The sequence below is a fragment of the Bacillus sp. 103mf genome, from assembly GCF_900116295.1.
In the GTDB taxonomy this organism is placed as follows: Bacteria; Bacillota; Bacilli; order Bacillales; family Bacillaceae_G; genus Bacillus_A; species Bacillus_A bruguierae.
Genome location: NZ_FPAF01000006.1, coordinates 106,874 through 133,477, shown reverse-complemented (window position 1 = coordinate 133,477; position 26,604 = coordinate 106,874). Strand labels below are relative to the sequence as shown.

Annotated in this window: 25 protein-coding genes, 1 pseudogene and 1 riboswitch; of the genes and pseudogenes, 17 read left to right on the top strand and 9 right to left on the bottom strand. The window is 37.7% G+C overall.

The genetic code is table 11. From position 1 onward, the window contains the following. Window positions 1-25 precede the first annotated feature (25 nt). The 3 genes from BM350_RS15990 (at window position 26) to BM350_RS15980 (ending at window position 2,665) form a co-directional block, all read left to right on the top strand. A complete protein-coding gene (locus tag BM350_RS15990; RefSeq protein WP_090918501.1) occupies window positions 26-1,285 on the top strand; it encodes an MDR family MFS transporter in 1,260 nt (419 codons plus the stop codon). A gap of 262 nt (window positions 1,286-1,547) precedes the next feature. Continuing rightward, window positions 1,548-2,093, top strand: coding sequence for a GNAT family N-acetyltransferase (locus BM350_RS15985; protein WP_090918498.1), 546 nt, complete (start codon window positions 1,548-1,550; stop codon window positions 2,091-2,093). A 26-nt stretch (window positions 2,094-2,119) separates the two neighbouring features. Next, window positions 2,120-2,665, top strand: coding sequence for a GNAT family N-acetyltransferase (locus BM350_RS15980; RefSeq protein ID WP_090918496.1), 546 nt, complete (start codon window positions 2,120-2,122; stop codon window positions 2,663-2,665). Window positions 2,666-2,750: 85 nt separating this feature from the next. On the opposite strand, the gene BM350_RS15975 is transcribed toward BM350_RS15980, so the two are convergent. From BM350_RS15975 to BM350_RS15965, 3 genes are all read right to left on the bottom strand, one after another. Then, on the bottom strand, window positions 2,751-3,851 hold the full coding sequence (locus BM350_RS15975) for an ABC transporter permease (protein WP_090918494.1): 1,101 nt from the start codon (window positions 3,849-3,851) through the stop codon (window positions 2,751-2,753). A gap of 65 nt (window positions 3,852-3,916) precedes the next feature. Then, window positions 3,917-4,285: a hypothetical protein gene (locus BM350_RS27275; RefSeq protein ID WP_090918493.1), complete on the bottom strand. Its 369-nt coding sequence runs from the start codon at window positions 4,283-4,285 to the stop codon at window positions 3,917-3,919. Between the two features lie 370 nt (window positions 4,286-4,655). After that, window positions 4,656-6,074 carry an amino acid permease gene (locus tag BM350_RS15965; RefSeq protein ID WP_090918492.1) on the bottom strand — a complete coding sequence of 473 codons (1,419 nt, stop codon included), beginning with the start codon at window positions 6,072-6,074 and terminating at the stop codon, window positions 4,656-4,658. A gap of 132 nt (window positions 6,075-6,206) precedes the next feature. Beyond that, a riboswitch (Lysine riboswitch) is annotated at window positions 6,207-6,386 on the bottom strand. Window positions 6,387-6,606: 220 nt separating this feature from the next. Here BM350_RS15965 and BM350_RS15960 point away from each other — a divergent pair. Further along, a complete protein-coding gene (locus BM350_RS15960) occupies window positions 6,607-6,981 on the top strand; it encodes a hypothetical protein (RefSeq protein WP_090918491.1) in 375 nt (124 codons plus the stop codon). A gap of 59 nt (window positions 6,982-7,040) precedes the next feature. On the opposite strand, the gene BM350_RS15955 is transcribed toward BM350_RS15960, so the two are convergent. The 3 genes from BM350_RS15955 to BM350_RS15945 form a co-directional block, all read right to left on the bottom strand. Then, entirely contained in the window at window positions 7,041-7,226 is a 186-nt protein-coding gene (locus BM350_RS15955; RefSeq protein WP_090918489.1) for a hypothetical protein, read from the bottom strand. Between the two features lie 344 nt (window positions 7,227-7,570). Further along, window positions 7,571-7,756, bottom strand: a complete 186-nt coding sequence (locus BM350_RS15950) for a hypothetical protein (protein ID WP_090918487.1) — start codon at window positions 7,754-7,756, stop codon at window positions 7,571-7,573. Between the two features lie 241 nt (window positions 7,757-7,997). Further along, window positions 7,998-9,437 carry an NADP-dependent glyceraldehyde-3-phosphate dehydrogenase gene (locus BM350_RS15945; protein ID WP_090918485.1) on the bottom strand — a complete coding sequence of 480 codons (1,440 nt, stop codon included), beginning with the start codon at window positions 9,435-9,437 and terminating at the stop codon, window positions 7,998-8,000. A 713-nt stretch (window positions 9,438-10,150) separates the two neighbouring features. On the opposite strand from BM350_RS15945, the gene BM350_RS15940 reads away from it, so the two are divergent. From BM350_RS15940 to BM350_RS15920, 5 genes are all read left to right on the top strand, one after another. Next, window positions 10,151-11,905, top strand: coding sequence for an ABC transporter ATP-binding protein (locus BM350_RS15940; RefSeq protein WP_090918484.1), 1,755 nt, complete (start codon window positions 10,151-10,153; stop codon window positions 11,903-11,905). Continuing rightward, the gene (locus BM350_RS15935) at window positions 11,902-13,902 is read left to right on the top strand and encodes an ABC transporter ATP-binding protein (RefSeq protein ID WP_090918482.1); all 2,001 of its coding nucleotides are present in this window, start codon (window positions 11,902-11,904) and stop codon (window positions 13,900-13,902) included. Before BM350_RS15940 ends, BM350_RS15935 begins: the two co-directional genes overlap by 4 nt. A gap of 370 nt (window positions 13,903-14,272) precedes the next feature. Then, complete coding sequence (locus BM350_RS15930; RefSeq protein WP_090918480.1) at window positions 14,273-15,079, top strand: amino acid ABC transporter substrate-binding protein; 807 nt, start codon at window positions 14,273-14,275, stop codon at window positions 15,077-15,079. Further along, window positions 15,066-15,767 carry an amino acid ABC transporter permease gene (locus tag BM350_RS15925; protein ID WP_090918478.1) on the top strand — a complete coding sequence of 234 codons (702 nt, stop codon included), beginning with the start codon at window positions 15,066-15,068 and terminating at the stop codon, window positions 15,765-15,767. Before BM350_RS15930 ends, BM350_RS15925 begins: the two co-directional genes overlap by 14 nt. Before the next feature lie 27 nt (window positions 15,768-15,794). Then, window positions 15,795-16,529, top strand: a complete 735-nt coding sequence (locus tag BM350_RS15920; RefSeq protein WP_090918476.1) for an amino acid ABC transporter ATP-binding protein — start codon at window positions 15,795-15,797, stop codon at window positions 16,527-16,529. 237 nt (window positions 16,530-16,766) lie between these two features. Here the strand turns inward: BM350_RS15920 and BM350_RS15915 are convergent, their stop codons facing one another. Beyond that, window positions 16,767-16,967: an alpha/beta-type small acid-soluble spore protein gene (locus BM350_RS15915; RefSeq protein WP_090918474.1), complete on the bottom strand. Its 201-nt coding sequence runs from the start codon at window positions 16,965-16,967 to the stop codon at window positions 16,767-16,769. Window positions 16,968-17,219: 252 nt separating this feature from the next. On the opposite strand from BM350_RS15915, the gene BM350_RS15910 reads away from it, so the two are divergent. After that, window positions 17,220-17,414 carry an alpha/beta-type small acid-soluble spore protein gene (locus BM350_RS15910; RefSeq protein ID WP_090918472.1) on the top strand — a complete coding sequence of 65 codons (195 nt, stop codon included), beginning with the start codon at window positions 17,220-17,222 and terminating at the stop codon, window positions 17,412-17,414. Between the two features lie 54 nt (window positions 17,415-17,468). Beyond that, window positions 17,469-17,714 carry a hypothetical protein gene (locus BM350_RS15905; protein ID WP_090918471.1) on the top strand — a complete coding sequence of 82 codons (246 nt, stop codon included), beginning with the start codon at window positions 17,469-17,471 and terminating at the stop codon, window positions 17,712-17,714. Window positions 17,715-17,759: 45 nt separating this feature from the next. Here BM350_RS15905 and BM350_RS15900 read toward each other — a convergent pair whose 3' ends face one another. Further along, a complete protein-coding gene (locus tag BM350_RS15900) occupies window positions 17,760-18,824 on the bottom strand; it encodes a YheC/YheD family protein (protein ID WP_090918469.1) in 1,065 nt (354 codons plus the stop codon). A 348-nt stretch (window positions 18,825-19,172) separates the two neighbouring features. Between BM350_RS15900 and BM350_RS15895 the strand changes: the two are divergent. From BM350_RS15895 to BM350_RS15885, 3 genes and pseudogenes are all read left to right on the top strand, one after another. After that, window positions 19,173-19,550 (top strand): annotated as a pseudogene (locus BM350_RS15895) (DUF445 family protein); the annotation flags it as partial. A 189-nt stretch (window positions 19,551-19,739) separates the two neighbouring features. Further along, window positions 19,740-20,096: a YlbF/YmcA family competence regulator gene (locus tag BM350_RS15890; RefSeq protein WP_090918467.1), complete on the top strand. Its 357-nt coding sequence runs from the start codon at window positions 19,740-19,742 to the stop codon at window positions 20,094-20,096. 162 nt (window positions 20,097-20,258) lie between these two features. Next, window positions 20,259-21,083: a DUF4037 domain-containing protein gene (locus BM350_RS15885; protein ID WP_090918465.1), complete on the top strand. Its 825-nt coding sequence runs from the start codon at window positions 20,259-20,261 to the stop codon at window positions 21,081-21,083. 194 nt (window positions 21,084-21,277) lie between these two features. Here BM350_RS15885 and BM350_RS15880 read toward each other — a convergent pair whose 3' ends face one another. Next, the gene (locus BM350_RS15880) at window positions 21,278-21,892 is read right to left on the bottom strand and encodes a DNA-3-methyladenine glycosylase (protein ID WP_090918463.1); all 615 of its coding nucleotides are present in this window, start codon (window positions 21,890-21,892) and stop codon (window positions 21,278-21,280) included. A 135-nt stretch (window positions 21,893-22,027) separates the two neighbouring features. On the opposite strand from BM350_RS15880, the gene BM350_RS15875 reads away from it, so the two are divergent. From BM350_RS15875 to BM350_RS15865, 3 genes are all read left to right on the top strand, one after another. Further along, complete coding sequence (locus BM350_RS15875) at window positions 22,028-22,900, top strand: Cof-type HAD-IIB family hydrolase (RefSeq protein ID WP_090918461.1); 873 nt, start codon at window positions 22,028-22,030, stop codon at window positions 22,898-22,900. 454 nt (window positions 22,901-23,354) lie between these two features. Next, complete coding sequence (locus tag BM350_RS15870) at window positions 23,355-24,845, top strand: coproporphyrinogen III oxidase (RefSeq protein ID WP_090920658.1); 1,491 nt, start codon at window positions 23,355-23,357, stop codon at window positions 24,843-24,845. 146 nt (window positions 24,846-24,991) lie between these two features. Next, window positions 24,992-26,551: a fatty acid--CoA ligase gene (locus BM350_RS15865; RefSeq protein ID WP_090920655.1), complete on the top strand. Its 1,560-nt coding sequence runs from the start codon at window positions 24,992-24,994 to the stop codon at window positions 26,549-26,551. Window positions 26,552-26,604 lie beyond the last annotated feature (53 nt).

The following is a 26,604-nucleotide window of genomic DNA, read 5'->3' as shown; positions in this document are numbered from 1 at the left end:
AAGAAACAGAAGGAGGAGGAAACAAATGGGATTTTGGTCAATGCATCGCAACATTAAAATTAGAATTATTACATCCTTTTTAACTCGAACAGTAGGAACGATGATTTTTCCATTTATGGCGATTTACTTTTCCATAAAATTAGGAGCAGTATTAGCGGGGTTCTTATTGTTATTGAATGTAATTGCGTCGCTTATTGTTGGTTTATATGGCGGCTATATTGCCGATACATTAGGACGGAAAAAGGTTATGATTATCGGACAGGTGATTCAAGTCATTTCTATTGCTTGCATGGGAGTTGTGAACTCAGACTATATAGATTCAGCTTGGCTTACATTTGTATTTTTACTAATCAATAGCATCGGTTCTGGCGTGATGAATCCAGCAACAGAAGCAATGCTAATTGATGTAAGTACACCGGAAAACCGAAAAATGATGTACAGCATTAATTATTGGGCAATCAATTTATCGATTGCAATCGGTGCGATTTTCGGCGGACTTCTCTTTGAACACTATCGTTTTCAATTATTTATACTGCTGACAGGCATTGCCTTATTAACACTGTATTTAATTACGGTTTACATGGAAGAAGTATATGTCGTTCAAAAGAAAGTAGAAAAGCAAAACGTATTAAAAGATATGATGAACAATTACCGAGTTGTTATGAAAGACAGGGCGTTTATCGTATTGTGCTTAGGAAGTATATGCGCATTATCACTAGAATTCCAAATTAACAACTATATCGGTGTCCGTCTGCAAAAGGAATTTGAAACGATAACATTTTCACTTTGGAACGGAAATAGTTTTGACTTAACAGGGATTCGGATGCTAAGCTGGATCTCCACTGAAAATACAGTACTAGTCGTTTTATTTTCAGCGCTTATAGTAAAAATCATGAATCACTTTGAGGACCGGAAAGTACTGTATACAGGTTTATTTATCTATACAATTGGATTTACGATATTTGGAGCAAGTAACAGTCTATGGATTTTATTACTCGCAGGTTTGTTCCAAACAATTGGAGAAATGATGTATGTGCCAGTCAGCCAATCGATTCGGGCAGATATGGCAAGGGATGATGCGAGAAGTTCGTATATGGCCATTAACGGCATGGTCTTTCAAATTGCGAAGATGGTAGGAACGCTCGGCATTATGATCGGTTCCGTTATTGCTTCTTGGGGGATGAGTATCTTGTACTGCTTCATAGGAATAAGTAGTATCTTCTTATTTAAGAAAGCAGTTGATATGTATCATCGTCAAGGGGAGAAGGTAGAGAAGATAGGATAATGAGAAGGCTGCTTGTTTTATTAACCTTTCTATTATATTAAAGTAAGTGTGAAAGATAGAAGATATGTATATAAGCTAAAAAAACGACATAAAACCCCTTTCTTTTAGGGGAGGACAAGAGCATCTGGCCGCGCATAGGAGCGGTCAGGGCCTTTTCCTGCCACATGCAAGGGAGCGGGTCGGTAGCGAGCATGTTGTATTCTGCATAGCGGTGAATTATGTGTCGAAACATTAAAACAGATTTATATAGGAGATAATTATAATGAAAATTAGCCCAAAAGAATTTTATATTCGTAATATACGTTATATGATTAGGTCAGCAATGGAAGAAGATGCAAAAAATTTATCTGAAGTACGATTACAAATAGATGGCGAAACAGAGAATTTAGATAGAGAAAAAGGCGAAGCATACATAGATGAAGATGGTTTTAAAAAAATCATTAAAGAGGATACAGACAGTGTAAGTAATCTATTTTTAGTAGCTGAAGTGAATGGAAGAATTGCAGGTTTTTCAAGGTGTGAAGGGAACAAATTGAAAAGAACATCTCATAAAGTAGAATTTGGTGTCTGCGTATTACAAGAGTATTGGGGATACGGTATTGGAAAGAACTTCTTAACAGAATCCATCAATTGGGCAGACTCGCATGGAATTAAGAAAATCACTTTGAATGTTCTTGAAACGAACGATAAAGCGAAAAGTCTTTATGAAAGATACGGTTTTGAAGTAGAAGGGATTTTAAAAAATGACAAAATTTTATCGGATGGAAATTACTATAATACTATTTTGATGGGAAGATTTAATGGGTAAAGTGTTATAGGAAAGGAAGTGGGAGAATGTTTCCTATTTTAAAAACAGAAAGACTAATTTTGAGAGAACTAATAGAAGATGATGCACAAGGAATATTGAATTGCTTTTCAAATGAGGATGTATTACGTTACTACGGACAAAATCCATTAACAGATCGAGAACAGGTTGAAAATATAATTAGGAATTTTTCAAATAACTATAAAGAAAAACGTGGGATAAAATGGGGAATTCAAATAAAAGAAACAGAAGGAATTATTGGAACGATTGGATTTCATGACTGGTCTTTCGAACATAAGAGAGCGGAAATCGCTTATGCCCTTTTACCTGAACACTGGGGAAAAGGGTATGCCACTGAAGCCGTTTTAAAAGTTATATCATACGGATTTCATGAGCTACATTTAACTCGGATTGGAGCAGTTGTTTTTACAGAAAATAAAGCATCTAATGTACTACTAACAAAATTAGGCTTTCAAAAAGAAGGCGTTCTTAGAAATTATATGTATCAAAATAATGTTGCCTATGATACGAACGTTTACTCCTTGCTTCCAACTCCTGCTTCTACTCGGAATTAAGTTTATCGGCGATTCGACAGGGAATAAAGACCCTTCGGCAATGTTCGACAGAAAAAGAATCCATTTTGATCAAAATGGATTCTTTTTATTTCAGTAAAATAACCCCGAAAAAGAACAAAAACTGTATAAAACTCACTATATAGATAAACGTCATAAAAATCCGCTTTCGTTCCACAACTGAAACTGGATACAATGCTACAATACTATTTCCCGAAAAATAATTCCAAAGAGCACGAAGTTGTAAAGCCGATATGTATAGGAAACATAACGCGGTGATTCCTTTTCCAATAAAGGTGGGAATGTAGTAGGAAAGAAAGCCTCCTACTAAAGTTAATCGTATATACATACCAAAGTAATCGTTAGTACGTACAAAGGATAAACTATACAAATATAAAAAAGGAGATCGTTTTTTATATAGTATCTGTTCCATCCAGGTAGTGAGCCACTTTCTTTGTTTGACTTGTTGTTTAATTTGCGGTACATCTGTAAAGAAATGTACAAATTGATAAAAGCGCATGTCCATTTGTTCTTCTTGCTCTATTAAATATTCCCAATGAATGTGCCTTTTTTGTTTGTTCATCGTATATAAAAATATGAGCGTTATGACAAGGAGTATACTTCCTACAACCGTAATGGAAGTGAATTGAAACATTGTATATGTAATGGCTGCGTTACAGAATACTCTAATGAGTAACCAGTATGAAGCAAAGTCTGTATTTCTATATGTCCAATGTATGTACATATTCCACCACTTTATAAAAGCAAGAATGACAAAGACTCCGCATAAAAAAGCGGGAGTTGTATGTAATGATTGCTGAGCAAGAGGTGTAATGATGAGTACCGCGCATAATAATGGAAAGAGTTGCATGATATAACTATATAAAAGAGAACGCTTAACATAGTAGGCTAGTTTTTCTTCTATCGGCAATAGATATAGGATATCTGGCTTTTGTAAAAATGTTCGAATGGGAGAACGAGTGAGTATAACCGTAAGTAAAATCGTCACAATGGTTAATGCAACAGACTCAGATGGAAAGGAACGAAGAAATTTTGCATAATAATAGCCGCCAGTGCCAAGAAGAATAAGGAAGCTATAAACTAGACCACTTACAATACGCGCAAAGTACATCGTGATTTTTTGTAGATGTTGCTGGAAACGACTCGTCCAAAGTGTTTCGATTGTCACTATAGCCACCTCTATATTGTAGGATTATTACGATTTGAAATATATGAACAAGTCTTCGAAGCGACTCAATACCCATTTTTTCGAAAATGTTCTAGTCTTTTATTTTTCTGTTTTCCTTTTTTAGGTATGTGTTCGGTTGTCATGCATAGGCTTGCTGCAATATACATGCAATTAGCTATTATTAGTACTATTATAGGCAAAGACATAATAGGTAAAGTAGGGAAGACAGCTAAACACATAAGAGATGGGCGGTTTAAAATAATTGCGAATAAGACAAAAATTGTCGATATGAGCAGGCAGGAAAGAGCTATTATCATTTCCATATTTAAATAAAATTTGCGAATACACACAGTTAAATTGAGAACGCATCCAAGAATCCCTAATAAATATCCTATAATGTGCACAACACTTCTCTTTTTGAAAACTTGTAACATGTTGCAAATACTCCTTATTCCTTTTTCTGCTATTTTATCATATGCACATCACGATATCATGGGTGAATTTGGAAAATGTCTTTTGTTTTCACACCGCACGTGGCAGAAAAAGGCCCTGACCGCTACCACACATGGCCAGATGCTCTTGCCCCTCTAAAAGGGAAGTGCTTTTTTGTTTGTTTTTCAAACTATAAATTGCTGCTATGGAGAAGAAAAAGTGATCTGCACCTTGAAATGTACCCTTTGTTTTTACATCGCACGTGGCAGAAAAAGGCCCTGACCGCTCCTACACATGGACAGATCCTCTCGTCCACCTTAAAAAAGAGGTTTTCTGTCTTTACATGTACACAAAAAAGCAAGTCACCTTTCACTAGGCAACTTGCTCGTTTTGTTTCTCTTTTTTCTCATCACGTTTCATTAATGGATAGAATGCAAATCCGACGATAAATAATCCAATGCCAAGCAGGAATGTTTTCACATCAGAAGATCCTGTTTTAATAACCCATAGTGCATAAATAAGTGCAATAGCCGCAATGATTCCATCTATGATACGAGAACCTTTTTGATTTTCGTATGTTTCACCTGTCATAACAAGTTTAAGCTGGAAGATTGGTGAAACGAGATATGGAATTAAGTAGGCAAGTGTTGAAACGGTAATAACAAATGTATACGCCTCGGCAATTGTCCCGGATAGTGTTGAGAATAGGAACACTTGCGACATAATGTTTGTTATACGAAGCGAATAAATCGGGCTCCCTTTTTTATTTGTTTTTGTAAAGAAAGATGGAAAGAATCCTTCTTTTGCTGCTTGATATGGTACTTCTGAGCTTAATAAAACCCAACCTAGGATGGATCCAAATAAAGAAGTAAGTGCAAGCAGCGCCATTAATTTTCCGCCGCCATGTCCCATTGCTGCAGATAATGCATCTGCCAATGGTCGTTCAGATGCTTGTAGTTTATCGACATGAAGAACGCCCATTGTTAAGATTGTAATTCCTAAATAGATACCAACTGTTAATAGTAAGCCAGTAACAGTTGCGCGTTTTACTGTTTTTGGTGAAACAGCACGGTTTGATAATAAGACAGCTGACTCGATGCCGATAAAGGCCCAAAGTGTTGTTAAGGCAGCTAAGTTTACTTGTGATAATAGTCCGTGTGAAACGCCTTCTTTATCAATGATCGGTGTATACCATTGTCCAAGTTTAGATGCTTGGAAGGCAAATAACGTTACCACAATGAAGAGAAGGAATCCTGTTACTTTCGTTGTTGTTGCAAGGAAGTTCAATTTCCCAGCACCGTTTATGCCGTTCGTTAAAATCATATGTGTTCCCCATAGTAACAAGGTACAGATAGAGAACGTAATTAGTTTTCCAACTTCAATGTTAAACGTTCCGATTGAAAATAATACATGCGTATCTTTCATAATTGGGAAAAAGAGCGATAAATAACCAGCAAATGATGTAATGATCGCTACGTTACTTGCCCAGTTTGCAACCCAGTAGCCCCATACGATACTAAAACCCGCCATTTTTTTCGTTTTTTGTGAAGAAAAGAGTGCATAAGCATGACTTTGCGGACCTGTTGTTAAATCAGGACGACGAATTGCTAAATTACCGAAAACAAGAGCTAACATTAACACGCCAAATCCTGTCGTTAACCAAGCTAATGTAACGCCAAGAGGACTAGCTGTTTGTGCTAATGTACTCGGAACCATGAAAATACCAGCTCCGACCATATTTCCAACTACAAATGCAGTGAGTACCCAAAAACCCCATTTTTTTTGTTGCATAGAAACTACCTCCAAAATTAGTATAACCAAGTCAAGCGAGGAGATATGTATGTGTTTGAAGTTCCAAACAAAACAAAAAAGCGCGTATATGCTCACGCGCTTCTCAATCTTATTAAGAAACCCACGGACATACCTCTCGATAGCTCTCCACAAGCAAAACGCTTGTGACAGTCCTGCACTTATTCAATGCAGACCCAGCAAGAAAGCGTTGTGGATACTTCTTGCTTCGGCAATTATTCCTTTTTGATTTGTTCAGCGATGCCACACATCTCCCAAATCATACTATTAATAATTGCAACCTCTACCTCACCGAGATACGAATGAGGATTTATATATAAAGTTAACATAACCAAGGGTAACAAATGGATTTTTATTCGTCAATGCAAATAAATATAATCAGATGATTGTGATAATAAAGTATGTTTTAAATAATGAAACAACTTCTGGATTTGCATCATACAATATGTATATAAAAGAAGGGGAAAGTGCAGCTTTTATCATAAAGAGCACTTTATTTGAGAGGGATAAACGGATGGAGAGCTGGTTAAAGAGAAACTGTTTTATATGCGGAAAGGAAATATATAGGTGTGAAAAACCGGATCCAATTGAGGAGTTAAAAAAACAAAATGAAGAACTCGCAGCTTCTTTAGAACAATGTATGAGGTTACTCTATAATATACAAAAGAATGTAAGTAAAAAAACAGAAAAGAGTGCATTACCTCCTCTTTTTTCCTTAGGAGATAAGATAGAAGTATTTGACGGGGAAACAAGTATAGAAGGGATCTTTATTGAGTGTATAAATGAATGGTTATATTGGATTAACGTAGATTATGATTTAACTATTAGTCATATAAAAAGTGTAAAGCGTATTATAAAAAAAGAGTCTATTCAAAAAGGGTATGTATAGCCCTTTTTAATATAGACTCAGTATCTTATTTGTGAGAGGGTTAAACAATTTGTGAATAATTAGCAAACTTTGCTAACGCTAATTGCATCTAAGCTTGTAATGTTGATATTTGCGTGGTTATCAACCCAAATTAAGAAGTTGTTTTCTATGCGGACGAAAACGCCTCGGCCATCAATTTCGCGTCCTGCTGAAAATACGCGAATTTTGTCGCCTTCTCTTAATCCGTTTAATGTTGTGAATGCCATGAGAACCGCCTCCTCTCTATCAAAAGTTAATATAATATATGAAAACGATAGAGAGTGTGTGCAAGAGAAATGTAGTTATAGCAACTATTTTTATAGAATTGCATTACATTCAATATTGTTATTTTCTCATGCGCCATAAATTCAAAGTTCTTACGAATACCCTTTGCTTCCGTTAATCTGTGCAGAGCCGTTTGCCGTGACGAATGTTTTGTATTCTACCATTAGTCATATGAAAAGTGAAAAACATATTATAAAAAAGAGTCTATTTGAAAAGGATTTATATAACCCTCTTTGATATAGACTCAGTATTTTTTGGTGAAAGAGTTTAACAATTTTATAGGTAATTAGCCAACTCTGCTAACGCTAATTTCATCTAAGCTTGTAATGTTAATATTTGCATGGTTATCAACCCAAATTAAGAAGTTGTTTTCTACGCGAATGAAAACACCTTGACCATCAATTTCACGTCCTGCTGAAAATACACGAATTCTGTCGCCTTCTCTTAATCCATTTAATGTTGTGAATGCCATGAGAACCGCCTCCTCTCTATCAGAAGTTAATATATATATATGAAAATGAAAGAGAGTGTGTGCGAGAGAAATATAGTGCTAGCAACCATTTTTATAAAATATAAAAAGAAGTAGAAATTATTTTCTACTTCCTTTTACTTTGTTTTTTTGTTTTAAATTTTGTAAGTGGCAGAAAAAAGCCCTGACCGCTACTACGCATGGCCAGGTGCTCTCGCCCACCTAAAAAAGAGGTTTTCTGTCTTTACATCAAATTCAATACGGTTACTTTCTCGCGTGTCATAGATTCAAGGCTTTTACGAATACCTTGTGCGCCCATACCAGAACCTTTTACACCGATGAATGGGAAGTGATCTGGGCCGCGTTCAGTGCGTCCGTTAATTTGAACAGAGCCTGCTTCAATTTTGTTTGCAATGTGAAATGCTTTGTTAATATCTTTTGTAAATACACTTGCTTGTAAACCAAACTCAGATTTGTTTGCAATTTCAATTGCTTGTTCATCAGAAGAAACGCGAATGACTGGAAGAATCGGACCGAATGGCTCTTCCCAAGCGACTTTCATATCTTCTGTTACATGATCAAGAAGTGTTGGATAGATTAAGTTACGCTCACGTTTGTTGCCGATGACAACAGTTGCACCTTTTTGCACTGCATCGTCTACTAAATTTTGAACGAAATCAGCAGATTTATCATCGATTAATGGTACGATCGTGCTGTCTTGTTCCGGAGAACCAACAGATAACTTTGCAATTTCATCTTTTAATAAGCGAACAAGTTCATCTGCTACATGTTCATGTACAAGTACGCGTTTAATCGCTGTGCATCGTTGACCGGAGTAAGAGAATGCCCCACTAATAATATGTTTGGCAGCTTCTTGTAAGTCTGCGTCCTCGCGTACAATACCAGGATCTTTTCCGCCAAGTTCAAGGACAAGTGGGATCATTGCCGCTTTTTTCGCTAAATGCGTTCCTGTGTGTGTACCACCTGTGAACGATACCATATTGATGCCAGAATGCTCTACTAAATAATCACCAATGACAGAACCACGTCCTGTTACTACGTTAACAAGTCCTTTTGGAAGGCCTGCTTTATGCAAGGCTTCAATCATTTTAATACCGCTAATTGCACCTTGTGTAGCCGGTTTAAAGATAACGGCGTTTCCTGTAATAAGGGCCGGTGCAAGCTTGGCAGCTGCTAAGTTGACAGGATAGTTAAATGGTGAGATGGCAAGAACGACGCCAAGCGGAGCGCGCTGAATAATCGCAAGTTTAGATTTAGCGCCGCCAGGGAAGCTATCGCCCATCATACTTTCACCATGCATATGCATAGCTTCATCTACTGTGTAACGAATGAAATCAGCTGTACGAACAACTTCTTTTTGTGCATCTTTATATCCTTTGCCGACTTCTTTCAAGATGATATCGGCAATTTCATCTTGCATATTCACGAGCTCATCAGCCCATTTATATAAATATTGTGCACGATCTTGAAGAGATGCTTCGGACCAGTCTTTTTGAGCTTCTTTCGCCAATTGAATCGCTTCATCTACTTCCGTGCGAGTAATTGCTTGTACTTGTCCGATTACTTCATGAAGATAAGGAGAGGAAATGTCGATTGTTTGCCCCGAGGAGCTTTCTTTCCATTCTCCATTTATATAAAATTTATACGTCTTGCTAGTTTGCATCGTAAGTCCTCCTAAAAATATAGTGACTTGTAAGAGTGAGTATATGGTGATTGTATGAGGTTTGAAAAAAGAATTCAAATGAAATGTTTGTGAAATCTATTTTTGGCATGGTTTTTGCATTCGCTTTCTTTGTTATAAAATAAAGTTCTGTTAAAGAATTATTAACGGATCACTCGTTTTCTCGCTTTGTTTTAACATTGCCTGTGGCAGAAAAGGGCCCTGACCGCTCCAAGCATGGCCAGGAGCTCTTGCCCATCTAAAAAAAGTGGTTTTTCAATTTGTATTTATATGAAAAAATAATTGACAGAAAAGTCTTTAAAGTTATACAATTAAAAATGGAAAATAAAAGAAGAAGGAGGTTTGCGTGATGATTGTAATCGTATATATGAATGGCTTAGGTGTTTTACACAATAAATATAATCACGCAACCTCTACGGACAAATAACGCTTCTTGTTAGTTAAAAAGAAAGCGTACGTTGCGTGTGCCGTGACGTACGCTTTTATGCGTTTTTCGCATATCGTTAAAGCGACGGTATGCCTTTTTTTGTCCCTTTTTTTAGATTGTTCCTATACATCTGTATAGGAACAATAATTCATTTTAGAAAGGTAGGAATGACGATGGAAAAGTATGAGGTGCGTATGGTAAAAACGGAGACGCTAGATAGCGGATAACGAGTCTATGTTTATACAACAACGAGAAGGGAGAGGTTACATTGTTTTCTGTATTACAAAAATTAACGTGGTTTTTTAAAATGCATTGGAAAAGGTATAGTATTGCCATTGGTTGTTTACTTATTGTCAATGTCGTTGAGGTGATCCCGCCAAAGTTAATTGGATTAGCAATTGATGATATAAAAGCTGGGGATTTAACAAATGCGGGGATTATGAAATATGTAGGAATGTTGCTCGGGGCCGCCGCAGTCGGTTATATACTTTCTTATGTGTGGCAATATCAGTTATTTGGCGGTGCATTTGTGCTTGAAAAAACGATGCGTTCCAAATTTATGGGACATTTGCTGAAGATGACGCCAACTTTCTATCAGAAAAACCGTACAGGTGATTTAATGGCAAGAGCAACGAACGATTTGAAAGCAATTGCCATGACAGCTGGATTTGGTATTTTAACGCTCGTTGATTCGAGTTTATATATGCTGACAATTGTGCTTATGATGGGCATTTCAATTAGTTGGAAATTAACACTTGCAGCATTATTACCGCTGCCGATTATGGCGTATGCAGTGAGTGCTTATGGAAAGAAATTACATGATCGCTTTACAGTTGCTCAAGATGCATTTGGAGATATGAATGATAAAGTGCTGGAGTCGATTGCTGGTGTACGTGTGGTTCGCGCTTATGTACAGGAGAGAGAAGATGAGAAGCGCTTTAATACGTTAGTGACAGATGTGTATGCAAAGAATATGAAAGTCGCAAAAATTGATTCGCTTTTTCAACCGACAGTGAAAATGCTTGTTGGGATGAGTTATTTAATTGGCCTTGTGTACGGAGCGTTTTTAGTATTTCAAAACGAGGTAACACTTGGGGAACTTGTATCGTTTAATGTGTACCTTGGTATGATGATTTGGCCGATGTTTGCGATTGGTGAACTGATTAACGTGATGCAGCGCGGGAATGCTTCACTTGATCGTGTAAATGAAACGTTAGCATATAAGCAAGATGTACAAAACGTAAAGAAACCACTTCGCGTATATCAGCCAGATTGTATTGATTTTGAAGATGTATCTTTTTCATATCCGACATCTTCTACGCTAAATTTAAAGAACGTTTCGTTTTCGCTTAGCAGAGGAGAAACGCTTGGGATTGTTGGGAAAACAGGGAGCGGAAAAACGACGCTCATTCGGCAGCTTCTGCGCCAGTATCCGCTCGGAACAGGGGAAATTACAGTGTCAGGTATACCGCTGCAAAACATTCACATCGATCAAGTATTAAGCTGGGTTGGATATGTCCCGCAAGAACACATTCTGTTTTCAAAAACAGCGCGGGAAAATATTTTATTTGGTAACCGAGAGGCAAGTGAAGAGGAGCTGCAAAAGGCAATTGAAATTGCTGCTTTTACGAAAGACTTGGAATTTTTGACGGATGGACTAGAAACGCTTGTTGGAGAAAAAGGTGTATCGCTATCTGGCGGGCAAAAACAGCGTATTTCCATTGCACGTGCAGTCATTCAAAATCCAGAAATTTTAATTTTAGACGATTCGTTATCAGCGGTTGATGCAAGAACGGAAGCTGCAATTATTGGAAATATAAGGAAAGAACGAAGCAGGAAAACGACGATTATTACGACGCATCGTTTATCCGCAACGCAGCATGCAGATTGGATTCTCGTGATGGATAATGGTGAAATCATTGAAGAAGGAACGCATGACATGCTGATTCAAAAGGGCGGTTGGTATACAGAACAGTTTGAAAGGCAACAAGGGGAAATCGTAGAAGGCGAGGTGAAAATATGAGTGTTGGAAAACGATTATTTCAATATGCGATGAAAGTAAAAGCAACGATTGGAATTGCTTTAGCGATGTTATTTATTTTCGTTATTGCGGAATTAGCTGGGCCGTTTGTAGCAAAAACGATGATTGATGAACATATTGTTGGTGTTGAAAAAACTTGGTATGAAACAGTAAAAGGAGATGATGCTGTTTTTTATCACAACACTTGGTATAAACGAAGCGATCGATTTGAAGCAGGTGAGCAGAAAGGAAAAGAAGTGCGCATTGTTCAAATTGGCCGCGACTATTATTTTATTCCTAACAAACTTTCATTTGAAGGAACGCGGTCTGTAAAAGGAGATATGGTGACGATTCAGAAAGGGGAAGCTGCGCAAGTCTATAAAGGAACGAAGCTGACAGGGAAAGAAGTTTTCTCGTTTTATCAGCCAGAAATAAAACGACTACTTATACTCGGAAGCGGCTATTTAGCACTATTACTTGTTGTGTCTCTCTTTGCATATGGAAAACAATTTTATTTACAAAAAGCAGCGAATAAAATTATTCAAATTATGCGAGAAGACGTGTTTTCTCACATTCAAACATTACCGATTCGCTACTTTGATCATTTGCCGGCCGGGAAAATTGTTTCTCGTGTGACAAATGATACGGAGGCGATTCGCGAACTATATGTAACGGTATTATCGACATTCTTTTCTAGCTTTATTTATATTATTGGTATTTTTGTTGCCTTGTTCTTATTGGATGTAAAGCTTGCTTTTATGTGTTTAATCCTTATTCCAATTTTATGTGTGTGGGCGATTTTTTACCGAAAATATGCAGCTGCATACAATCATAAAATGCGCTCACGCTTGTCGGACATTAATGGAACAGTGAATGAATCCATTCAAGGGATGCCAATCATTCAAGCGTTTCGTCAAGAGCACAGGGCAAAACAAGAATTTGAACAATTAAATGAAGAGTATTATATGTACCAAAATAAAATTTTAAGTTTAAATGCAGCGACGTCTCATAACTTAGTTGGTGTACTCCGCAACATTGCATTTACAGGTGTGATTTGGTACTTTGGCGGCGCATCATTAAGTGCAGCAGGAGTGATTTCATTAGGTGTGTTATATGCGTTCGTTGATTATTTAACGCGATTATTTTCGCCGATTACAAATATGGTGAATCAGTTAGCGAACTTAGAGCAAGCGCGCGTTGCTGCTGAGCGTGTGTTTGAATTGTTAGATGAAAAGGGAGAAGCGGTGCAGGAAGAGCACATTCCGTTGATAAGAGGAAATGTTCGCTTTGATAACGTTTCGTTTTCTTATAACGGGAAAGATGAAGTGCTGCGAAATATTTCCTTTGAAGCAAAGCAAGGGGAAACAATTGCGTTAGTCGGGCACACCGGATCGGGAAAAAGTTCGATTATGAATGTACTCTTTCAGTTTTATGAATTTCAAAAAGGCAGCATCACAATTGATGGACACGATATAAAAGAAGTGCCAAAACAAGCGATTCGCGAACATATGGGAATTGTACTGCAAGATCCATTTCTATTTACAGGAACAGTTGCTTCTAATGTAAGTTTAGAGCAAGAACGAATTTCGAAGGAAACGATTGTGAAAGCGCTGCGTGATGTTGGTGCAGAGCGTTTTGCTAGTAACATTGAAGAAGAAATAGCGGAAAAAGGAAGTACGCTTTCAACAGGTGAAAGGCAGCTCATTTCTTTCGCCCGGGCACTTGCCTTTGATCCAGCTATTTTAATTTTAGATGAAGCAACATCCAGCATCGATACGGAAACAGAGGCAATGATTCAACAGGCGCTCGAAGTTGTGAAAAAAGGGCGAACGACATTTATTATTGCCCACCGTTTATCAACAATTAAAAGCGCTGACCAAATTATCGTACTAGACCGCGGAACGATTCTTGAGAAGGGCTCACATGAGGAGTTGATGGAAAAGCAAGGTCGTTACTATGAAATGTACAAAACGCAAATTGCGGGTAGTCAAAGTGCGTAGTGTTCACGCAATGTTCAGATAATTTTAAAACAATGTTTACAAGTAGGACGTATTCTCCCTTTGTTTATATGATACGTTGAACGAAAGGGGGAATAGAAATGGAGGAATTATCAGTTACCTTTAACATTGCGTTCTTTTTGTTATTATGCGGAATGATTGGATATTGTGTGTTAGATTCTTGAAGAACTTGCCAGGGAGGCAAGTTCTTTTTTTGTGCCCACCGATATATCCGCGATGTTCAACACGTTTGATTTTGAACGAAAAGGATACACTAAGTGAAAACATTTTGATTGAAAAATGTTGCAAGATTGAATAGAATAAGTTAATGTTATTCTTAAATTCCTATCAGAATACTTGGAGGATTGTCATCATGAAAAAATTACTTTCATTTTTCGTACTTGCACTACTGATTGTGGGAGTTGTAGCAGGTTGCGGAAAACAAGAAAAAGATCATACAGCAGAGGGCACTAGCAAAGATGCGCTTGAGCAAATTAAGAAGAGCGGAGAGCTTGTTGTTGGTACAGAAGGTACATACCCGCCGTTCACATTCCATGATGAAAGTGGAAAGTTGACTGGGTTTGATGTTGAAATTGCAGAAGAAGTAGCAAAGCGTCTTGGCGCGAAAGCAGTATTTAAAGAAACACAATGGGATAGCTTATTTGCTGGGCTTGATGCAAAGCGTGTTGATATGATTGCGAACGAAGTCGGAATTCGTGAAGATCGCCAAAAGAAATACGACTTCTCTAATCCATACGTATCATCTTCAGCAGTACTTGTTATTCCAAAAGATAAAGACAAGCCAGCGAAATTTACAGATGTGAAAGGGTTAAAAGCAGCACAGTCTTTAACGAGTAACTTTAGCGACATTGCGAAGAAAAACGGTGCAGAAATCGTTGGGGTAGAAGGCTTTAACCAAGCGGTTGAATTATTAAACTCAGGCCGCGTTGATTTCACAATTAATGACCGTTTATCTGTATTAAATTACTTAAAAACAAAACCGGATGCAAAAGTAAAAATTGTTGATACAGAAAAAGAAGCATCAAAAAGTGGTTTCATGTTCCGTAAAGGCAGTGACAAATTGGTTGCGGAAGTAAATAAAGCATTAGATGACATGAAAAAAGACGGCACTTACGACAAAATATCGAAGAAATGGTTTGGTGAAGATGTATCTAAGTAATGCTATATTGGATTTAGATCGATTATCTGTTTGGGTTGATATCACAAAAGCATCCTTCATGCCTATGCTGAAGGGTGCTCTTTTCAATACGATACCGCTGACATTGATTACATTTATAATTGGTTTGGCGTTAGCGACGTTAACAGCGCTATGCCGCATTTCTGGAAATCGTGTGTTAGAATGGATTGCACGCATCTATGTATCTATTATTCGTGGTACACCGCTTCTTGTTCAGTTATTTATTATTTTTTATGGGCTTCCAACGATTGGAATTACAATTGATTCGTTCCCAGCAGCCATTATTGGTTTTTCTTTAAATGTCGGAGCGTACGCTTCAGAAATTATTCGCGCTTCGATTTTATCGATTCCAAAGGGGCAATGGGAAGCTGCGTATACAATTGGTATGTCGTACCCGCAAGCACTGCGCCGCGTTATTTTGCCGCAGGCAACGCGCGTTTCAATTCCACCTCTTTCCAATACATTTATTAGTTTGATTAAAGACACATCGCTGGCGTCATTAATTTTAGTAACAGAAATGTTTCGAAAAGCGCAGGAAATTGCAGCGACAAACTATGAATTCTTAATCGTTTATACAGAAGCAGGACTGATTTACTGGGTCATTTGTTTCTTATTATCGATTGTACAGCAAATGCTGGAAAAACGAACAGAGCGTTATATTTTAAAATAATCCTTGTTAAAAGGAGTTTTTGTTTCTATGATTTCAATTCAACATTTACAAAAAAGTTTCGGTGATAACACCGTTTTGCAGCAAATTGATATGAATGTAGATAAAGGTGAAGTCGTTGTGATTATTGGGCCTTCTGGTTCTGGGAAGACAACATTGCTTCGTTGTCTAAACGTATTAGAAACGCCAAATAGCGGTGTCATTCGTATCGGTGATGAAACACTTGATTTTTCGAGAAAAGTGACGAAGCAGGGTATTGTGAATTTGCGCACGCAAACAGGTATGGTGTTTCAGCATCACAATTTATTTCCGCATTTTACAGCTCGTGAAAACGTAATGGAAGGCCTTGTCACAGTAAAGAAGGTTTCAAAAGAGAAGGCAAAAGAAAAAGCAGAGTACTTTCTAAGAAAAGTGGGACTCGGTGATAAAATGGATTTATATCCATTTCAGCTTTCAGGTGGACAACAGCAACGCGTAGGGATTGCCCGCGCGCTGGCAATGGAGCCGCAAGTCATTTTATTTGATGAACCGACATCAGCACTTGATCCTGAACTGGTGCAAGAAGTGCTAAAAGTAATGCGCGAACTTGCACAGGAAGGGATGACAATGGTAATTGTTACGCATGAGATGCGCTTTGCACATCAAATTGCAAACCGTGTTATTTTTATGGATGGCGGTGTCATTGTCGAGCAAGGAACACCGGAAGAAGTGTTAGTACATCCGAAAGAAGAGCGTACGAAGAAGTTTTTACAAATGCTGCAGTAATATATAGATTTATTTTGATTTTTCAACATCCGAGTTGCTGTTATGTAAAACAAAAAGTGATATACACTCGTTTGCTCGCTTTGTTTTCACAACGGACGTGACAGGAAAAGGCCCTGACCGCTTCTAGGCATGGCCAGTTCCTCTCGCCCACTAAAAAAGAGGGTTTATGTCCTTTTTCAACTTGTATGTATATAGAAAGGTCTCAAGCGATGCTTGAGACCTTTTTGCCATATATATTTATTTTTGAAATCCGCCAAGGCTTTGTTCAGCCATTGCTACTAAACGCTTTGTAATTTCTCCACCTACTGAACCATTTGCACGAGCTGTTGTATCAGCACCTAATGATACTCCAAATTCAGTTGCAATCTCGTATTTCATTTGGTCTAAAGCGCTCTCTGCACCAGGTACTACTAATTGATTAGAACGTTGGTTTGTCATAGTATATGTCCTCCTTAGAGTGAGTTTTGGTTGGATTAGCTGGAGTTGAACCAGAATTGCCCCGTTTGGCACTAATCCATCGTGTGGAGTGATTGTATTCATAGTATGGATGATACGTAGAAAGATATGCGAGTTGTTACTTTGTAAAATTTGTAAAATGAAATAATGTCAAAAATTACACATGTTTTGTTTGGATAGAAAAAATATGCTTTTACATACTATGAATACACCAATACAAGGAGGTGAGATAACATGGCTAGAAACAATAGTCTTGCAGTTCCAGGTGCACAAGCTGCTTTAGATCAAATGAAGTATGAAATCGCAACTGAGTTTGGCGTACAACTTGGCCCAGATGCAACAGCACGCGCAAACGGATCTGTTGGCGGTGAAATTACAAAACGTCTTGTGTCTTATGCAGAGCAACATTTAGGTGGTTTCCAAAAATAAACGAAAATAGCTATAGGGGACGGGAATACCGTCCCTTTTTTTGGAGGAATCAAAATGGCGATATGTCCGCTTTGTAATGCATTAGAGTATAAAGAATATACTTGTCCTAATTGTAAGAGTCAACTGCAAGATTACGGGAAAGCGGTCGATTATTTAGGACCATATAGCGCATATCAGGATCAAGAACTGCTAGAGAAAGTTGATGGACTATCTGTACATGACTCAGAGCAGTATTGCCTTCATCTTTTATATTGCCCGCTTTGTGAAAAGCAAACCGAAATCACTGTACAGCTTATATGAAAACCCGTCTCAGCAAAAAGTTGAGGCGGGTTTTTTATAGAATATTTACATCTCCAGTTTACTGTTCTTGCTTCTGCTTATATGGCGGTAATAGTGAAGCGGTGCTGTGTATACTTTTTCAGCAAGATCAACATTGTGTTGAATAAAAGTGGTGTAAGTAGGATTGGTATCTACTTGATATAGCCAAACAGCGCCGTTATTGTCCATTATAATAGAAAGTTCTAGTTCAAAAAGGTGAGAAGTGACGCCATCTAAAGCTTGGGGCGTTTCTTTCGTAATAATGTGTAAACTATCTTGTAATAATGTAAAGTCAATTTTTGATAGTTGGTGTTGCCACTTTGTAAACGGAATAAAACGTGTTTGCTCTGTAAGAGGAAATAAGAAAGAACAAGGTGTGTCGTCTATTTGAACTAGCTTTTCTTGCTCTTCCCATGTACCTTGTTTGTTTTTCTGTAAAAGAGAGCGAATATGAACAGGAGATGTTTGCGCCATAGGCCGTACTGTATACTTACATGTTTGAAGCAATGATTGTAACCAAGATAAAAATGTATTTCTTGTTTGGAATTTTTTTGTTAGAAAGTGGTTTCGTTCTAATGTAGTAACATGAAACAGACGGTTTTGATAAGAAATGTGGTACATATTTTGTTTGGAAAGTGAATGCAACGGCTTTATAACCAGATCTTTTTTCATTTGTAATAGTTGTAACGTTGTCTTTTCATTTGCGTGTTTTATTAAGGGAACATAGGGTGCTAGTTTTTTGTTTTTTACAAGAATTTCATACATATCGGTTTCATTTGGAAGTTCATCGTTTAAAAATAAGGATTGCGGGCGTCTTTGAAGCCATTTGATAATAGGGAGTGCTTTTTTAAAATTTTTTTCATTTTTGTATGTGCATCGGTTGTATATGTGAGATGGAATGACAAATTGCTGCTCTATCCAATCCTGCTGATTGGCATCAAAGAGAAGTCCGTCGACAAGCTCTGTTTTTGGATTGATGTTAAAGGGAGTAAACTGTGCAACGGTAATGTGATGGAAGCATGCACGCTTTGCAATTTCTGTGTAGTATTCTCGCTCATGATGGAAACGTGATGTTAATAGTCCGAGGATCATGAGACAACCTCCTTTCATAGGGAGTTAAACGTGTATCTAATTGACTAATATTCAAAGAAATATTTCTTATACCAATTGCTCTGGATTTTATACGGAATATTTTTCAAAGGTAGGCTAGTATCTCGTTTGCTGGCGCATTATAGAGCAGTTATAATGAAGGATATGTAATAAAGTGAAACTTCCATCCGTGGGGGAGGTCTTCATCCCCCACAAATAGCGGGATAAACTGCCTTCATACATAGAAGTTTTTTCGAAAACAAAGGGAGAAAGCGAGTAGCGGTCACGATTTGTTCTGTATAGCAGCGATTTATGTATATTTGAGAAACGGAAGGCTGATATAGTTTGAATATGTGGCTAAATTTATTAACAACAACAGGAATAGGCGCGGTCATCGACGGATATACGAATCATCTCGCGATTAAAATGTTATTTCGACCGCATCATCCAAAATATATTGGAAAGTTTCGAGTGCCGTTTACGCCTGGGTTAATTCCGCAGCGCCGGGATGAGTTAGCTGTACAATTAGGGAAGATGGTTGTCGATCATTTATTAACACCAGAAGGAATTGAGAAGAAGTTAACAAATGATTCGTTTCAGCAAGAGCTCATCGGCTGGGCTCAAACAGCAGCGGACAAGCTTTTGATGAACGAGCAAACATTACATGAAGTGTTAAAGAAGCTAGATATGATTCATATGGAAGAACGAGTTACAAAGCAAATTGAAAATGATTACGTATTTAGGAGCATTACTTGGCGGCTTAATTGGAGCCCTGCAAGGGTTATTATTAATTATACTGTCATAAAGTGAATTTACTTCACATATGATACATAGTCTGATATCGTAGGAAGAGTATGTAAGTATCGAAAACATATAAACAGTGTGATAATGTATTACACTGCAAGGAGGATATATATAATGACAAAAAACATGCATGATGTTGCGTATGAATTACAAAAAGCAATTGCAGAACATCCAGACTTTCAATCATTAAAAGTGAGCTATGCAGAAGTACAAGCAGACGCAGAGGCGAAACAACTATTTGAGCGTTTCCGTATGATGCAAATGGAGCTTCAGCAAAAAATGATGCAAGGTGAGCAATTAACAGAAGAAGATAACCAAAAGGCGCAAGAAGTTGTAGCAATGGTACAACAAAATGCAAAAATTACAAACTTAATGCAAGCAGAGCAACGTCTAAATGTCTTAATCGGCGATGTAAACAAAATTATCATGAAGCCGCTTGAAGACTTATATAACGTATACATGCAATCATAAGAAAGAGGCACTTTCTCGTAAGCGAGGAAGTGTTTTTTCTTTTTCTGTACAAGTATGAAGATGGAATATTTAAATAGAAGGAATTAGTGTTCTGTTAGTAGAAATAAAGTATTTGTATGAAAGCTTAGGGAGAGAGTTTAAAATTTTTATGGGGGAAATGACATGAATTTAATACAGAAATCAATAGAGATGGCAGCTATATATAAAGAAAATCCGAAAGTGGAAGCTATTATTTTAGCCGGATCTGTATCAAGAAATTGGCATGATGAAAATTCTGATATAGAGTTACATATTTTGTGGTCAAGAGCACCAGGAGATGAAGATCGTCAGGCACCTATACAACGTGTGGAAGGACAGATTTTGTCCTATTATCCTTATGAAGAGGAAGAGTGGTCTGAATCTTATATAACGAAAGAAGGTATTAAATTAGAAATAAGCAACTTTTTATCTTTGGCAGTGGAACGTTTCATTTCTGATGTGGTGGATAAGTATGAAACGGATTATAATAAACAATGTATTGTGGCTTCTATTCAAGATGGTGTGAGCTTGTACGGAGAAGAAAAAGTTAACATGCTAAAAAATAAAGTAGCAGAATATCCTGTAGAACTTTCCAAATATATGGTTTCAGAAAATCTTTGGCTTGGGAATCGTTGGAATAACCGCGAAGCACTTTTGAAAAGAAAAGATTGGTTGATGTTCTATGATGTCATTTGTGAGGTGCAGAAGAAGTTGTTTGGTGTTCTATTTGGATTGAATCAAATGTATGTGCATCACCCTGCATTTAAATGGATGCCTTTTAATACTGAACGCATGACAATCAAACCAGAAAATCTTCATGATCGAATGACTACTATTTTAATGGGCAATCCAGAAAAAAGTATAAAAGAATTAGAATCGTTAATTGAGGAAGTCATCATCCTTGTTCATGAACACCTTCCTGAATTAGATATTCGTGAACAAAAGAAGCATATGAGATATACGAAGTGATGGAAAGAAAAGGTGTTTTCATGTATCGAAAACACCTTTTTCGTTCATCCCGTTATTCGTCGGCAGTAAGCCCCCCATCTTAAGAAGAGAGAAGCGGAGAAGATAGGTGGGAGATAACTGCCCGTAAAAGCCCGATTGGTGAGAGCTTTCCATCAGTGGAGGATGAAAAAAAAACCACTGATGGAAGTTTTACTTTATTTCGAAACAAACGGATGATCTTGAAAGTAAAAACGCCATGGATAGTGCACCGCTTCTTCTGCGTAATCAATATTAATACGCGGGCCTGCGGTGATGTTATATGTATGAGAAAGGTGATGTTCTGGAGAAACCTGTTCAACATATAGCTCATCACTCGTAAGGAGAAGCCCTTTTTGTTCTAACGTAATTCCCAGTGCTTTGCAGAGCTTTCCAGGTCCGTTTGTTAAGTTTTTGAATTGTGATTTCGTAATCGTTTGTTTACCGTATCTTGCTTGCTTCATTTCTTCAATACCTTCTACTGGCTCTAATGCCCGAATTAACACTCCTTGCGGGATACCTTCTGGTGCTGTAATGATATTAAAACAATGATACATCCCATAAATAAGATATACGTAAGCATGGCCAGGAGCCCCGTACATAATTTCTGTTCGTTCTGTACGGCGCCAGCCATAGCTATGTGCCGCCTTATCATCAGGTCCTTTATATGCTTCTACTTCGACAATGATTCCGCTTCGTTTTATGTCATCTACAATGTGAACGAGTTTATGTCCAAGTAACCGTTTCGCAACGTCTAATGTGTCGCCTTCATACGAAGAGAGTGGCCATTTCATTTAGAAAACTCCTTTCATAGCTTTGTATCTTATTAAAGCAAATTCACTGCACAAATTCCAACTCGTTCTAATTAACAGCATCATTTCATAAATTAGTGATAGAACAGTGCAGCTAAGAAAAGGAGGTACTACATCATGATTTATCGTTTGTTAGCTCTTAATATAGATGGAACATTGCTGCTTTCAAATGGAAAGTTACAAAAAGGAACGCGTGAAGCAATTGAATTTGTAAAGAGAAAAGGTGTATACGTTACGCTATTTACAAACCGAAATTTTCAATCTGCTCACAAAGTAGCGAAATCATTAAAACTGGATTCGATATTGGTGACGCATGGAGGTGCATTTATTTCATCTTCATTAGATAAACCGTTAATTCAAAAACGATTATCAGAAGAAACAACATTTAATATTGTGCAGGTACTCGAACATTTTGAATGTAACGTTCGCATTTCTCATGAAAGGTTTTCGATTGGTAATCGCCAGCAGCATACACCAAATTTAATTGCCCGAACAGTCTTATCCACTTCGGATCCGTTATTTTATCCAGTTCAATTTGTAGATTCGCTTGGCGATGCACTGCGTGATCAACCGGTGGCTGCCCCGAAAATTGATGTGACATTTGCAAGTCAAAGCGAAAAGCAGCGTGCGTTTACGACTTTACAAAAATCATTTGAAAATGTGCATTTTATAGAATGCGGGAAAGTACAAATCGAAATCGTACCGCCTCATGTATCAAAATTACGCGGGCTGCAATTATTAGGTGAGCATCTCGGTATTGAGCTAAAAGAAATGGTAGCGATTGGAGATAGCTTCGAAGATTTAGATGTTATTGAAAGCGTTGGATTAGGAGTAGCAATGGGCAATGCACCGATTGAATTGAAAAAAGCTGCCGATTGGATTACACGATCAAATGATGAAAATGGCGTACAATATATGATTAAAGAACATTTCCGAAAGCAGTTTCCAATTAAGTTTTTAAACAATCACTTGCAAATAAAGAGATGGTAATCGGAAATCTCAGGCATTCGCCTGAGATTTCTAATATATCGACTGCTCTAGAGGATATATCGGCGATTTTTGGGATATATCGACCTTTCGACACAATATAAAGATCATTCGGCGATATTTGACATAAATGTATCTTAGAAGAACATATAAGTCGCTGCTAGTAACCTGCGCCGCACGTGGCAAAAAAAGGCCCTGACCGCTCCTATGCATGACCAGATGCTCTTGTTTTCTGCATATAAATTGTTGCTATGCAAACAAGAAGAGACCTGCACTCACTTTGTCCTTCTGTTTTAGCGCCGCACGTGGCAGAAAAAGGCCCTGACCGCTCCTATGCATGGCCAGACGCTCTTGCCTCCCTAAAAAAGAGGGTTTATTTCACTCCAATAGTTCCTTGTTGACCTCCTATCACCCTTCAAGTAAACTAAAGGAAGTTTGAAAATAGAAAAGGTGATGATTGTTGTTAATTTCAATTAAAACGTTACAAGATGATCGTTTTTTACGTCCGCTTCAAAATATTAGCGGCTTATTTTTTGAAGAAAGTACGGTAGCATTTGAACAAGAAGATGCAAATATTATTGTTGATATAAATATAGAAGGAAATGTGACGGCTTCTGCTCGTTTAACAGAAATCGCGACAGGAAACGTGTATGAAGAGACGTTTTCGAAAGATTTATCGTCCTTTACGGAAGAAAAGGAACGTATGAAACAAGTGAAGCATGTTGTTTCTTATGTATATTTATCTGTTCTTCAGCAGTTAACAGGCGTGGAGCAAAAGTGGGGCATCTTAACGGGTGTGCGCCCAACGAAGCTTCTTCATAAAATGCTGCAAAGCGGCATGACAAAAGAAGCAGCGCATAATGAACTGCGTGAAAGCTATTTAATTCATGATGAAAAAATTGAGCTGATGCAGCGTATTGTGGATTGTCAATTAGCTGTTGTTCCAGATTTATATCGTTTAAAAGAAGAAGTAAGTATTTATATTGGGATTCCGTTTTGTCCAACGAAATGTGCATATTGTACATTCCCAGCTTATGCGATTAATGGACGCCAAGGGTCTGTGGATTCATTCTTAGGCGGTTTACATTATGAAGTTCGTGAAATCGGTAAGTTTTTAAAAGAAAAAGGCGTGAAAGTAACGACGATTTACTACGGCGGCGGTACGCCAACAAGTATTACAGCTGAAGAAATGGACATGCTGTATGAAGAAATGTATGAGTCGTTCCCGGATGTAAAGCAAGTTCGTGAAGTAACGGTAGAAGCAGGGCGTCCAGATACGATTACGCCAGAGAAGCTAGATGTGTTAAATAAATGGAATATCGACCGCATTAGTATTAATCCGCAGTCGTACCATCAAGAAACATTAAAAGCAATCGGACGTCATCATACAGTAGAAGAAACGATTGAAAAGTATCACCTTGCTCGCGAAATGGGTATGAATAATATTAATATGGATTTAATTATCGGTCTTCCAGGTGAAGGATTAGATATCTTTAAGCATACACTAGAAGAAACAGAAAAGCTGATGCCAGAATCGTTAACGGTGCATACATTATCCTTTAAGCGTGCTTCTGAAATGACGCAAAATAAGCGTAAATATAAAGTAGCAGGCCGCGAAGAGATTACAGCGATGATGCACGAAGCGGAAAAATGGACGGAAGAGCATAATTACGTACCGTATTATTTATATCGTCAAAAGAATATTTTAGGTAACTTAGAGAACGTTGGCTATGCAATGCCAAGTCAGGAAAGCATTTATAACATTGTGATTATGGAAGAAGTGCAGTCTATTATCGGTCTTGGTTGCGGTGCATCAAGTAAATTTGTTCACCCAAAGACGGGGGCGATTACGCACTTTGCGAACCCGAAAGATCCAAAATCATATAATGATGGTTATATAAAGTATACAGAAGATAAACTTAAAATTTTACAAGAGTTATTTGGATAAGAAACTGCCAGTTTGGCGGTTTCTTTTTTTTTTTTTGTAAAAGGTTGTCGAGAATGATCAGAAAAAGGAAGTAAAAATGAGCAGGAAATGTCTATTTGTGAACGAATTCATAAAATTATGAAAATTCAAAAGGGGGAATATGCGGTATGTATATGACTGTTGGCAGAATTTTTGATTTAGCTGTGCAAAAATATCCACAGAAAGAAGCGTTAGTAGAACCTGCAAAAAACATTCGCTTTACATATAAACAGTGGGATAGGGAGATAAATAAAACTGCAAACGCACTTCTTGCAGAAGGAGTACGAAAAGGCGATCGCGTTTCTGTTTATTTATATAATTCACATGAATTTGTAACTATTTACCTCGCTTGTACGAAGATTGGTGCAATCTTTAACCCAATTAATTTCCGCTTAAAAGCGAAAGAAGTTTCCTACATATTGCAAGACGCTTCTTCTAAAGTTGTTGTTTTTGAAAAAGAAGTTGAATCAACAATTGCTTTAATTGAACGTGACTTCCCGCATACTTCATTTTGGTACATTGAAGAGGACACACCGTCTTATGCCGCTTCTTATCATAAAAAAGTAAATGAGGCAAAGACAGAACCGGCCTACATTGAAGTTGATGAAATGGATTACTGCTCCATGCTTTATACGAGCGGTACGACTGGGAATCCAAAAGGAGTGATGCATCGCCACCGTGATATGGCTGAGCATAGTATGATTTGTACATATTATTTAAAATATACACGTGATAGCGTTGGGTTAGTTGTTGCTCCGCTATATCACTGCGGCGAATTAAACGCTGGGATTTTGCCGCGCATTCAAGTTGGCGGGAAAAATGTGATTTTGCATCATTTTGATACGAAAACAGTGTTAGAAACAATTCAAAAAGAAAAAATTACAACGTTCTTTGCAGCACCGACAATGTGGAACATGATGCTGCAAGAAGATTTAACACAATATGATTTAACATCGATGAAGATTGGAATTTACGGCGGAGCAGCAATGGCGCCTGCGCTTGTGAAAGAATGTAAAGAACGTCTGTATATCGATCTCGTACAAATTTACGGAATGACAGAATTTGGCCCTGTTATTGCTTTTCTTGTAGAAGAAGATCAAATTACAAAAGCAGGATCAGCGGGTACACCTTGCTTTAGTCATGAAGTGCGCATCGTGAAGTCAAGTGAAGATGAACCATCAGAACCAGACGATATCCTTGCACCTTACGAAGTTGGCGAAATCATTGTACGCGGGCCAAGTATGATGGCTGGATACCATAACCGCGAAGAAGCAACAAAAAAAGTCATGTATAAAGGCTGGTATCATTCCGGTGATCTTGGCTATTTCGATAAAGATGGCTATTTATATGTGGCGGACCGCGTTGACGATATGGTCATTAGCGGCGGTGTGAACATTTATCCGCGTGAAATTGAAGACTTTTTGCATAGCCATGATGGTGTGTTAGATGTGGCTGTACTTGGAGAACCTGATGAACTGTGGGGTGAGCGCGTCGTCGCAGTAGTGGTGAAGAAAGATGAGTCATTAACAGAAGGAGAATTAGAGCGTTATTGTAAGGAAAGTGATGAATTAGCTGATTATAAACGTCCTCGTCGTTACGAATTTGCGAAAGAACTGCCGCGTAATGCTAGTGGGAAATTACAGAAGTTTGTGTTGCGTGAAGCTTTGAAGGAAGCGAAGAAATCTTAATAGAAAGAGAATGCACAGCTTGATGTTGAAGCTGTGCATTTTTTTGCCTTTCC

Coding starts and splice junctions, on each gene's coding strand:
- BM350_RS15990 (WP_090918501.1), top strand. CDS start 26: ATGGGATTTTGGTCAATGCATCGCAACATTAAAATTAGAATTATTACA.
- BM350_RS15985 (WP_090918498.1), top strand. CDS start 1,548: ATGAAAATTAGCCCAAAAGAATTTTATATTCGTAATATACGTTATATG.
- BM350_RS15980 (WP_090918496.1), top strand. CDS start 2,120: ATGTTTCCTATTTTAAAAACAGAAAGACTAATTTTGAGAGAACTAATA.
- BM350_RS27275 (WP_090918493.1), bottom strand. CDS start 4,285: ATGTTACAAGTTTTCAAAAAGAGAAGTGTTGTGCACATTATAGGATAT.
- BM350_RS15965 (WP_090918492.1), bottom strand. CDS start 6,074: ATGCAACAAAAAAAATGGGGTTTTTGGGTACTCACTGCATTTGTAGTT.
- BM350_RS15960 (WP_090918491.1), top strand. CDS start 6,607: ATGGAGAGCTGGTTAAAGAGAAACTGTTTTATATGCGGAAAGGAAATA.
- BM350_RS15955 (WP_090918489.1), bottom strand. CDS start 7,226: ATGGCATTCACAACATTAAACGGATTAAGAGAAGGCGACAAAATTCGC.
- BM350_RS15950 (WP_090918487.1), bottom strand. CDS start 7,756: ATGGCATTCACAACATTAAATGGATTAAGAGAAGGCGACAGAATTCGT.
- BM350_RS15945 (WP_090918485.1), bottom strand. CDS start 9,437: ATGCAAACTAGCAAGACGTATAAATTTTATATAAATGGAGAATGGAAA.
- BM350_RS15935 (WP_090918482.1), top strand. CDS start 11,902: ATGAGTGTTGGAAAACGATTATTTCAATATGCGATGAAAGTAAAAGCA.
- BM350_RS15930 (WP_090918480.1), top strand. CDS start 14,273: ATGAAAAAATTACTTTCATTTTTCGTACTTGCACTACTGATTGTGGGA.
- BM350_RS15925 (WP_090918478.1), top strand. CDS start 15,066: ATGTATCTAAGTAATGCTATATTGGATTTAGATCGATTATCTGTTTGG.
- BM350_RS15920 (WP_090918476.1), top strand. CDS start 15,795: ATGATTTCAATTCAACATTTACAAAAAAGTTTCGGTGATAACACCGTT.
- BM350_RS15915 (WP_090918474.1), bottom strand. CDS start 16,967: ATGACAAACCAACGTTCTAATCAATTAGTAGTACCTGGTGCAGAGAGC.
- BM350_RS15910 (WP_090918472.1), top strand. CDS start 17,220: ATGGCTAGAAACAATAGTCTTGCAGTTCCAGGTGCACAAGCTGCTTTA.
- BM350_RS15905 (WP_090918471.1), top strand. CDS start 17,469: ATGGCGATATGTCCGCTTTGTAATGCATTAGAGTATAAAGAATATACT.
- BM350_RS15900 (WP_090918469.1), bottom strand. CDS start 18,824: ATGATCCTCGGACTATTAACATCACGTTTCCATCATGAGCGAGAATAC.
- BM350_RS15890 (WP_090918467.1), top strand. CDS start 19,740: ATGACAAAAAACATGCATGATGTTGCGTATGAATTACAAAAAGCAATT.
- BM350_RS15885 (WP_090918465.1), top strand. CDS start 20,259: ATGAATTTAATACAGAAATCAATAGAGATGGCAGCTATATATAAAGAA.
- BM350_RS15880 (WP_090918463.1), bottom strand. CDS start 21,892: ATGAAATGGCCACTCTCTTCGTATGAAGGCGACACATTAGACGTTGCG.
- BM350_RS15875 (WP_090918461.1), top strand. CDS start 22,028: ATGATTTATCGTTTGTTAGCTCTTAATATAGATGGAACATTGCTGCTT.
- BM350_RS15865 (WP_090920655.1), top strand. CDS start 24,992: ATGTATATGACTGTTGGCAGAATTTTTGATTTAGCTGTGCAAAAATAT.